Origin of the sequence: Pseudomonas avellanae BPIC 631, from assembly GCF_000444135.1 — a bacterium.
In the GTDB taxonomy this organism is placed as follows: Bacteria; Pseudomonadota; Gammaproteobacteria; order Pseudomonadales; family Pseudomonadaceae; genus Aquipseudomonas; species Aquipseudomonas avellanae.
On the sequence record NZ_ATDK01000601.1, the window covers coordinates 1 to 793 of the forward strand.

Below are 793 nucleotides of genomic sequence, written 5' to 3' on the forward strand. Positions count from 1 at the left end.
TGATGGCCAGACGGATACGTTTGGCCTCGGCAATATGGCTTTCCAGTTCGCTGCACTCGTCAGTTAACACGCGAATAAGCCCATAAATCCTAGGCAGGTGGTCGACAGTCTTGATCGAATAATAACAGCCACCGCAAGGCATCCTTGAGCCAGGCACAGCGCCTAGGTCTTTGATGACGTCCTCTGTGCATTGGTTGCCAAATGGGCAGATATGGGTCGGCATGAAGGCGAGCGAATCAACAGGCCGCTGCTTTGCAGCTTTGATGCCTGAAAGCACATTATTATCGGTTTCTCGGTCGAATGAGATTGCTCCGAAGTCGATAAGGGACTTGTCTTTGTCTCGGCGGAAGGCTTTTTGCAACGTAGAGGCGACGTCCTCGGCCTTGATGGAAGACATTGCTGGACGGTCAAGAAGCCAACCGTGTTCAAGAATCAGTTTCTGATGCTGCGCCACAGCCTTGAGGTATGCAGGATCGAGCTTTGCGTAGTACATGACATGTGCATCTGTGGCCTGACCTGTGATGAAAGCCCCGATGATGTGTGGCGGCAAAATCCTGATGTACTCGGATACCACAGATACCCTACAAGAATGAGGGGTATGTTCGATCATTTTGTAAGCTTCGGCTCCCAGCTTGACGGCTGCTAAGTAGTCGTGCGGATCATCGATTGACTCAAAGTCGGCCAGGGCCTTTGGCATCCGATTAGTAGAGTTGATTCCTAGTGTACTGTTTTCGAAAAAAAATCAGCCACCAACTAACGGAAAATTCAAATCTTATCAATAGCTTAGCTTGCA

At 49.7% G+C, this 793-nt stretch carries 1 protein-coding gene; it reads right to left on the reverse strand.

Annotation, left to right across the window (positions count from 1 at the left end):
* Nucleotides 1-697, reverse strand: a 697-nt coding sequence (locus DW49_RS01000000129005) for a hypothetical protein (RefSeq protein WP_032617832.1), incomplete at its 3' end; no start/stop codon positions are given.
* Nucleotides 698-793 lie beyond the last annotated feature (96 nt).